This is a genomic window from Citrobacter sp. Igbk 14 (assembly GCF_028069825.1).
Classification (GTDB): Bacteria; Pseudomonadota; Gammaproteobacteria; order Enterobacterales; family Enterobacteriaceae; genus Citrobacter.
The window spans coordinates 20,484-28,748 of sequence record NZ_JANEWM010000057.1; the positions used below are offsets into that span (position 1 = coordinate 20,484).

General features: G+C 54.0%; 5 protein-coding genes. All 5 read right to left on the minus strand.

The features are described 5' to 3' along the window. Positions 1-25 precede the first annotated feature (25 nt). From narI to NNN64_RS18565, 5 genes are read right to left on the minus strand one after another with little or no spacing between them, the layout of a single operon-like run. A complete protein-coding gene (gene narI, locus NNN64_RS18545; protein WP_271442340.1) occupies positions 26-706 on the minus strand; it encodes a respiratory nitrate reductase subunit gamma in 681 nt (226 codons plus the stop codon). Beyond that, a complete protein-coding gene (gene narW, locus NNN64_RS18550) occupies positions 703-1,398 on the minus strand; it encodes a nitrate reductase molybdenum cofactor assembly chaperone (protein WP_271442341.1) in 696 nt (231 codons plus the stop codon). Before narW ends, narI begins: the two co-directional genes overlap by 4 nt. Then, positions 1,398-2,942: a nitrate reductase subunit beta gene (gene narH, locus NNN64_RS18555; protein WP_137381847.1), complete on the minus strand. Its 1,545-nt coding sequence runs from the start codon at positions 2,940-2,942 to the stop codon at positions 1,398-1,400. Before narH ends, narW begins: the two co-directional genes overlap by 1 nt. Then, a complete protein-coding gene (locus NNN64_RS18560; RefSeq protein WP_271442342.1) occupies positions 2,939-6,679 on the minus strand; it encodes a nitrate reductase subunit alpha in 3,741 nt (1,246 codons plus the stop codon). The genes narH and NNN64_RS18560 overlap by 4 nt, the downstream gene beginning before the upstream one ends. Positions 6,680-6,734: 55 nt before the next feature. After that, a complete protein-coding gene (locus NNN64_RS18565; protein WP_202038624.1) occupies positions 6,735-8,120 on the minus strand; it encodes a NarK family nitrate/nitrite MFS transporter in 1,386 nt (461 codons plus the stop codon). Positions 8,121-8,265 lie beyond the last annotated feature (145 nt).

The following is an 8,265-nucleotide window of genomic DNA, read 5'->3' on the forward strand; positions in this document are numbered from 1 at the left end:
ACGCGCTACCGGACAGCAGAGAAAATTATCGGCGAGAACGTACTATCTGGTAACGGCGGGTGAAATACTCAACCGGTGCGCTCCAGACGTGAACCAGACGAGTGAACGGGAACAGCAGGAAAATCGTCATCCCCAGCACCAGGTGTACCCGGAAGATTAACGCCACGCCATCCAGATGCGCAGACGCACCGCCCTGGAAGGTGACGACCGACTGCGCCCAGCCCACCAGTTTCAGCATTTCACTGCCGTCCGGATGTTGTGCCGAAAACGGGATAGTGGTCAGGCCGAGGATACACTGAATCAACAGGATACACAGGATCAGGATATCTGCAGTGGAGGACGTTGCGCGAATACGCGAGTTCGTCAGACGGCGCACCAGCAGACCCGCGCCGCCTACCAGCGTCAATACGCCACACAGACCGCCGGCAATCATCGCCATCTGTTGTTTCACGGCAACTGGCAGGAACCAGGCATACATCCAGTGTGGGGTTAACATGCCAAACAGGTGTCCAAAGAAGATCCCCAAAATGCCGATATGGAACAAGTTTGACCATAGCACCATACCGCGTTTATCCAGCATCTGGCTGGAGGAGGCACGCCAGGTGTACTGTCCGTAGTCGTAGCGTAACCAACTCCCGAGGATAAACACCGTGCCGCACAGATACGGGTAGATGTCGTAAAAAAAGACGTTCAGATACTGTATCATTTCGGGCCTCCCGCGCTGACGTCGACATATTGTGGTGCCACGTCCTGGCTAAAGCGTCGTTGATAGTTTTGTAACGGTGAACTGTCACAGGCAGTCGCATTATCCTCAATAAATTTCACCTGTTCCTCTTCCCAGACGGCATCCAGTGCCTGACGGGTATCATCGCGGGTTTCAGCACCAACCTGCTTCGTGACACTGTCACTTGATAGAGGGCTTCCGGCAAGCAACAGCAGGGCGTCAAACAGTTGATACCAGGGGGTATCGCGCTGTTTTAACCGACCGCCGAGCAGCGCCAGTATCGGTGCAACGTTCTGCAATCCCTCTTTGGCTTCTGCTTCAGGCAGCACGCTTAAATATTCCAGATACAGCGGCAGGTGATCCGGCAGTTCGCGACAGTCAAGCTGTAGCCCAACTTTTTCGTACTGGGCCAGCAGGTCGACCATCGCCTGACCGCGGTCGCGGGATTCGGCATGCACATGCTCGAACAGCAGCAGTGAGGTGGCGCGTCCACGGTCAAATACTTCACACCATTCGGCTTGCTTATCCAGTAACGGGGCATTGAGCAGTTCGTGGGTAAACCCGCTTAGCATGGGCGCATCGCTGGCGACCAGCGCGAAGGCGTCATCTTTGCACTCCCAGAGCAACGCGTCCGGGTATTCCATCAGCAGACCGATAACCTTGAGGATTTGCATTATTGACCCTCCGCTTTATCGCGTACTTCGGTGATATCGATAGCGTCAATGCGGCTACTGTTAAACAGATTGAACTTGGTATCCGAGCCGTGACAGCCGTCGCCGAAGGTGAAGCCGCAACCGTTTTTCTCCGGGAAAGCGTCACGCGCCATTTCACGATGGCTGGTTGGGATCACGAAGCGGTCTTCGTAGTTGGCAATGGCCAAATAGCGGTACATCTCCTCAACCTGTTCAACGGTTAAGCCCACTTCCTCAACTGCACGGGTATCGGTTACGCCTTCCACGGTTTGCGAGCGCATGTAGTGACGCATCGCCATCATGCGTTTCAGGGCGCGCAGTACCGGACCGGTATCACCTGCACTGAGCATGTTGGCGAGGTACTGGACCGGGATTCGCAGTGACTCAACCGCGGGCAGAATGTTGCCATTGTGCGGCAGACCACCGGCATCAGCGTAAGACTGAATCGGTGACAACGGCGGCACATACCAGACCATCGGCAGGGTGCGATACTCCGGGTGCAGCGGCAGTGCCAACTTCCAGTCCATCGCCATTTTGTAAACCGGTGAACGCTGAGCCGCCTCAATTACGTTGTGCGGAATACCCTGTTTCAGCGCTTCTTCAATGACGGCCGGATCGTGCGGGTTAAGGAACACATCGCACTGACGCTCATAAAGGTCGGTTTCATGTTCGGTGCTGGCCGCTTCCTCGATGCGATCGGCGTCGTACAGCAGCACGCCAAGATAGCGAATACGTCCGACGCAGGTTTCGGAACACACGGTAGGTTGGCCGGATTCAATACGTGGATAGCAGAAGATGCATTTTTCTGACTTGCCGCTCTTCCAGTTAAAGTAGATTTTCTTATACGGACAACCGCTGATGCACAAACGCCAACCACGGCACTTATCCTGGTCGATCAGCACGATGCCATCTTCTTCACGTTTGTAGATGGCGCCGCTCGGGCAGGTGGCGACACAGCTTGGGTTCAGGCAGTGTTCGCACAGGCGTGGCAAATACATCATGAAGGTGTTTTCAAACTGACCGTACATCTCCTTTTGCATCTTCTCGAAGTTACGGTCACGGGCACGTTTTGAGAATTCACCACCCAGCAATTCTTCCCAGTTTGGACCCCAGATAATTTTGTCCATCCGTTTACCATCAATCAGCGAGCGCGGGCGGGCAGTGGGCTGATTTTTGCCTTCCGGCGCACTGTGCAAGTGCTGGTAATCGTAGGTAAACGGCTCGTAATAATCATCGATTTGCGGAATGACAGGGTTGGCGAAAATTTTGGTGATGACCCCCATCTTGCCGCCCAGGCGCGGTCTGATCTTACCGTTAACATCGCGCACCCAGCCGCCTTGCCACTCTTCCTGGTCCTCCCAGTTTTTCGGGTAACCAATGCCGGGTTTTGTCTCGACGTTGTTAAACCACGCATATTCCATCCCTTCACGCCCGGTCCAGACGTTTTTACAGGTGACGGAGCAGGTGTGGCAGCCGATGCACTTATCCAGATTCAGAACCATGCCTACCTGTGAGCGTATTTTCATTTTTTCGCCTCCTGTACCTGATCGCGACCTTCATCATCCAGCCAGTTAATATTTTTCATTTTCCTAATCATGATGAACTCATCGCGGTTAGAGCCGACTGTTCCGTAATAGTTGAAGCTGTACGCCAACTGCGCATAGCCGCCAATCATGTGGGTCGGTTTAGGACACACACGGGTGACGGAGTTATGAATACCACCGCGCATTCCGGTGACTTCGGAGCCGGGTATATTCATGATTCGCTCCTGTGCGTGGTACATCATGGTCATGCCTGGCGGTACACGCTGGCTGACCACCGCGCGTGCGGTTAGTGCTCCGTTTGCATTGAAAGCTTCGATCCAGTCGTTGTCTTCAATACCTAACTCCTTAGCATCAGTTTCACTGATCCAGACAATCGGCCCGCCACGCGACAGCGTCAGCATCAGCAGGTTTTCACTGTAGGTAGAGTGGATGCCCCATTTCTGGTGCGGCGTCAGGAAGTTGAGTGCTTTCTCCGGGAAGCCGTTTGGCGGTATCTCACGCATTTCGCTGACGCTACGGGTATCAATGGGTGGACGATACGCCACCAGACTTTCCCCGAAGGCGCGCATCCACGCGTGATCCTGATACAGTTGCTGACGACCCGACAGGGTGCGCCATGGGATCAGCTCATGCACGTTGGTATAACCGGCGTTATAGGAGACGTGCTCGCTTTCAAGACCCGACCAGGTCGGGCTGGAGATGATTTTGCGCGGCTGCGCCTGAATGTCGCGAAAACGAATCTTTTCGTCTTCTTTGTTCTGCGCCAGATGCGTATGGTCCCGACCGGTCATTGCCCCCAGCGCTTCCCACGCCTTCACCGCCACCTGACCGTTGGTTTCCGGCGCCAGTGCGAGGATCACTTCCGAGGCATCCAGCGCGGTGTCGATCAGCGGGCGGCCTTTCGCCGGACCTTCGCGCTTGGTGTAATTCAACTTGCCGAGGAAATCGACCTCTGCCTGGGTATTCCACGCAATACCTTTCCCACCGTTGCCGAGCTTGTCCATCAACGGCCCGAGCGAGGTGAAGCGTTCGTAAGTGGCGGGATAATCACGCTCCACAACGGCGATATTGGGCGCGGTCTTACCCGGAATAAGGTCGCATTCGCCTTTACGCCAGTCCTGGATATCAAACGGCTGCGCCAGTTCAGCTGGGGAGTCGTGCTGCAGCGGTTGCAGTACCACATCGGTTTCTTGTCCCAGATGGCCGACACACACCTCAGAAAACACCTTGGCGATGCCTTTATAAATTTCCCAGTCGCTTTTTGACTCCCAGGCAGGATCGACTGCAGCCGACAGCGGGTGAATAAACGGATGCATATCCGAGGTATTCATATCGTCTTTTTCATACCAGGTGGCGGTAGGTAACACGATATCGGAGAACAGACAGGTGCTGGACATGCGGAAGTCGAGCGTCACCAACAGGTCGAGCTTGCCTTCAATCGCCGCCGACTGCCATTCCACTTCCTCCGGTTTAATGCCATCGGTTTCGCCAAGCGCTTCACCCTGAATCCCGCTTTCAGTACCCAGCAGATATTTGAGCATGTATTCATGCCCTTTACCGGAAGAGCCCAACAGGTTAGAACGCCAGACGAACAGGTTACGTGGATGGTTTTTGCCGCTGTCAGGTTGTTCGCAGGCAAAGCGGATATCACCGGATTTCAGTGCCTGCGCGGTATATTCAGCAGGGGATAATCCGGCTTGTTGTGCCTTTGCTTTTACCGTGAGTGGGTTAAGGTTGAGTTGTGGAGCAGACGGTAGCCAGCCCATCCGCTCGGCGCGGACGTTGAAGTCGATCAGATGTCCGGTGAACTTCGAGGCATCGGCCAACGGAGAGAGCAGCTCCTGCGCGGTGACTTTCTCATAACGCCACTGGCTGGAGTGGTTGTAGAAAAACGAGGTACTGTTCATCTGGCGCGGTGGACGGTTCCAGTCCAGCGCAAAGGCCAATGGCAACCAGCCGGTTTGCGTGCGCAGTTTCTCCTGACCCACATAGTGTGCCCAGCCACCGCCGCTTTGTCCGACACAGCCACAGAACACCAGGATGTTGATCATCCCTCGATAGTTCATGTCCATGTGGTACCAGTGGTTCACACCCGCACCGAGGATGATCATCGAGCGACCGTGGGTTTTGTGTGCGGTATCGGCAAACTCACGGGCGATTTGTTCGATATGACGGCTCGGAACACCCGTAATTTGTTCGCCCCAGGCCGGTGTGTAGGCTTTAACTTCGGTGTAATCTTTCGCGCTATGGATATCATCCAGTCCACGGTCCAGACCATAATTTGCCAGTACCAGATCATAGACGCTGACCACCGGGCAAACGCTGCCATCCGCGAGGGTGAGACGTTTTACCGGCAATTGTCGAATCAGTACCGGTTCCTGCTTCACGCTGCGAAAATGTGGGTTTTCATTGCCGCCAAAGTAAGGGAAAGCGACACCGGCCACGTTATCGTGCTGTCCGAGCAATGACAACGACAGTTCCGTTTCCGCGCCAGCCGCCAGCGGCTCCAGGTTCCATTTCCCTTTTTCACCCCAACGAAAGCCAATCGAACCGTTCGGCACGACCAGTTCACCGTTGCTGTTAAACGCTACGGTTTTCCACTCCGGGTTGTTGGTTTCACCCAGACCATCTATCAGGTCTGAAGCACGCATCATTCGACCAGGGACAAAACTGCCATCTTCGCGGCCATCCAGCAGGACCAGCATGGGCATATCGGTGTAGCGGCGGCAGTAATTGAGGAAGTAATCGCTGGGTTTGTCGAGGTGGAATTCTTTGAGGATCACGTGCCCCATGGCCATGGCCAGTGCGCTGTCGGTCCCTTGTTTCGGTGCCAGCCACTGGTCGCATAACTTGGCGACCTCCGAGTAGTCCGGCGTAATGGCAATTGTCTTGGTGCCTTTGTAACGCACTTCCGTAAAGAAGTGGGCGTCTGGCGTACGGGTTTGTGGGACGTTTGAGCCCCAGGCAATGATATAGCTGGAGTTATACCAGTCGGCTGACTCCGGAACGTCGGTCTGCTCACCCCAGGTCATGGGTGATGCCGGCGGTAAATCGCAGTACCAGTCATAGAAGCTCAGGCAGGTTCCACCTAGCAGCGAGAGGTAACGCGTACCCGCCGCGTAGGATACCATCGACATGGCGGGAATGGGTGAGAATCCGGCAACCCGGTCCGGGCCATAGGTTTTTACCGTCCAGACGTTGGCGGCGGCAATCAGTTGGTTTAGCTCTTTCCAGTTGGAACGAATAAACCCGCCGCGCCCGCGCACCTGTTTGTAGCTCTGGCACTTCTGCGGGTCGTTCATAATAGATTCCCAGGCCAGCACCGGATCGGACTCGCGGCTCAGGGCGTCACGCCACAGTTCGATCAGACGTTTACGTACCAGCGGGTATTTTAGTCGGTTAGCGCTGTAGAGATACCAGGAATAGCTGGCACCGCGTGGGCAGCCGCGTGGCTCATGGTTGGGCAGGTCAGGGCGGGTTCGCGGGTAGTCAGTTTGTTGTGTTTCCCAGGTCACAAGCCCGTTTTTGACGTAGATTTTCCAGCTGCATGAGCCGGTACAGTTCACGCCGTGGGTAGACCGCACAATTTTGTCGAACTGCCAGCGTTGACGATAGCTGTCTTCCCAGTCCCGGTTGGTGTGCATCACTTGCCCATGCCCCTCGGCAAACGTCTCGCCCTTTTGTTTAAAGTAGCGAAAGCGATCCAACAGTTTACTCATGACATTTCTCCTGCTCCTAATGGACGCTGCCTACGATCTGCAGGCCAAATAGTTGTTATTTTTTTTGCGATTTGCGGCCATAGACCAACCAGGTCACCAGCACGCAGACGATGTAAAACACTAAAAAGATTTTCATTGCCCCTACCGGCGAACCGGTCAGCGCCAGAGAAGAGCCAAAGGCTTTTGGAATGAAGAACCCCCCCACGGCGCCGATGGCGGAGATAAAACCCAGTGCCGCTGCGGTATCGGTCACCGCTTCACGCTGGGCCTGTTCTTCCGTTCCACCCTGCAGCTTCACGCGGTAGATGGTGATTTTGCGAAAGATCACTGCAATCATCTGGAAGGTTGAACCGCTGCCCAGTCCCGCGGTCAGGAACAAGCCCATGAACACCAGATAGAAGGCAACAAAATTTCCTTCTCCTGAGCCGGGGAGGGTAAGAAACAGCAGCGCACTAAACAGCGCCATAAAGATGAAGTTGATTAATGTGACCCGTACTCCGCCGAACTTGTCAGAGATAACGCCGCCCGCCGAGCGTGCCAGTGCGCCGATAAACGGCCCAAAGAACGCCAGTTGCAGAATATTAACGTCGGGGAACTGGGTTTTCGCTAGCATGGCAAAACCGGCTGAAAAGCCGATAAACGAACCGAAAGTGGCAAGGTACAACAGGCTTAGCAGCCACAGATGAAAGCGTTTAAGGACCGGTAACTGAGAGGCGATTGAGGCCTTGGAACTGGCGATGTCATTCATTCCCACGCCCGCAGCCAGCGTTGAGAGCAGCAGCAGCGGAACCCAAATCCATGCGGCGTTTGCCAGTGACAATAACGAACCATCAGGCTGCGGTACGCCTTGTACCCCTAAAAAGGTGAATAGGGGTAGGAAAATGACTAACGGCGCGATTAACTGCATCACGCTGACACCAAGGTTACCGAGACCGCCATTCACGCCCAGCGCACTACCTTGCTTCGCTTTCGGGAAGAAGAAACTGATATTCCCCATACTGGAAGCAAAATTGGCGCCGGCAAATCCACACATCAGCGCAATGATGATAAATACACCGAAAGGAGTAGCGGTATTTTGCACAGCGAAACCGAGCCATACACAGGGAATAACCAGGATTATCGTACTAAAAACGGTCCAACGGCGGCCGCCAAATATAGGTACCATAAAGGAGTAGGGGACGCGTAATATTGCGCCAGACAGAGAGGGTAATGCCGTTAATAAAAAGAGTTGATCGGTGGTGAAATTAAAACCAATTTTATTTAAGTTTACCGCAACCGCACTAAATAACATCCAGACGCAGAATGCGAGTAGTAAGCAACTCACTGATATCCAGAGGTTTCTTCGCGCAATGTGTTTGCCTTTATTTTCCCAAAAAGCGGGATTTTCTGGCTTCCAGTCAGTCAAAAGATAACGATTATTCTTCTCATTTGGTGATGACATATTTTCCTCACATGCGCACGTCGTTCAATAAATAAACGCCTGGGGTTCCGCACTGGTGCTAATTAGAAATTATTGAAAAGTTTTAGGAATATTGACTGAAAGGATAGATAAAAAAGCGCAATAACGCGGCGTGTCAGAGGAATAA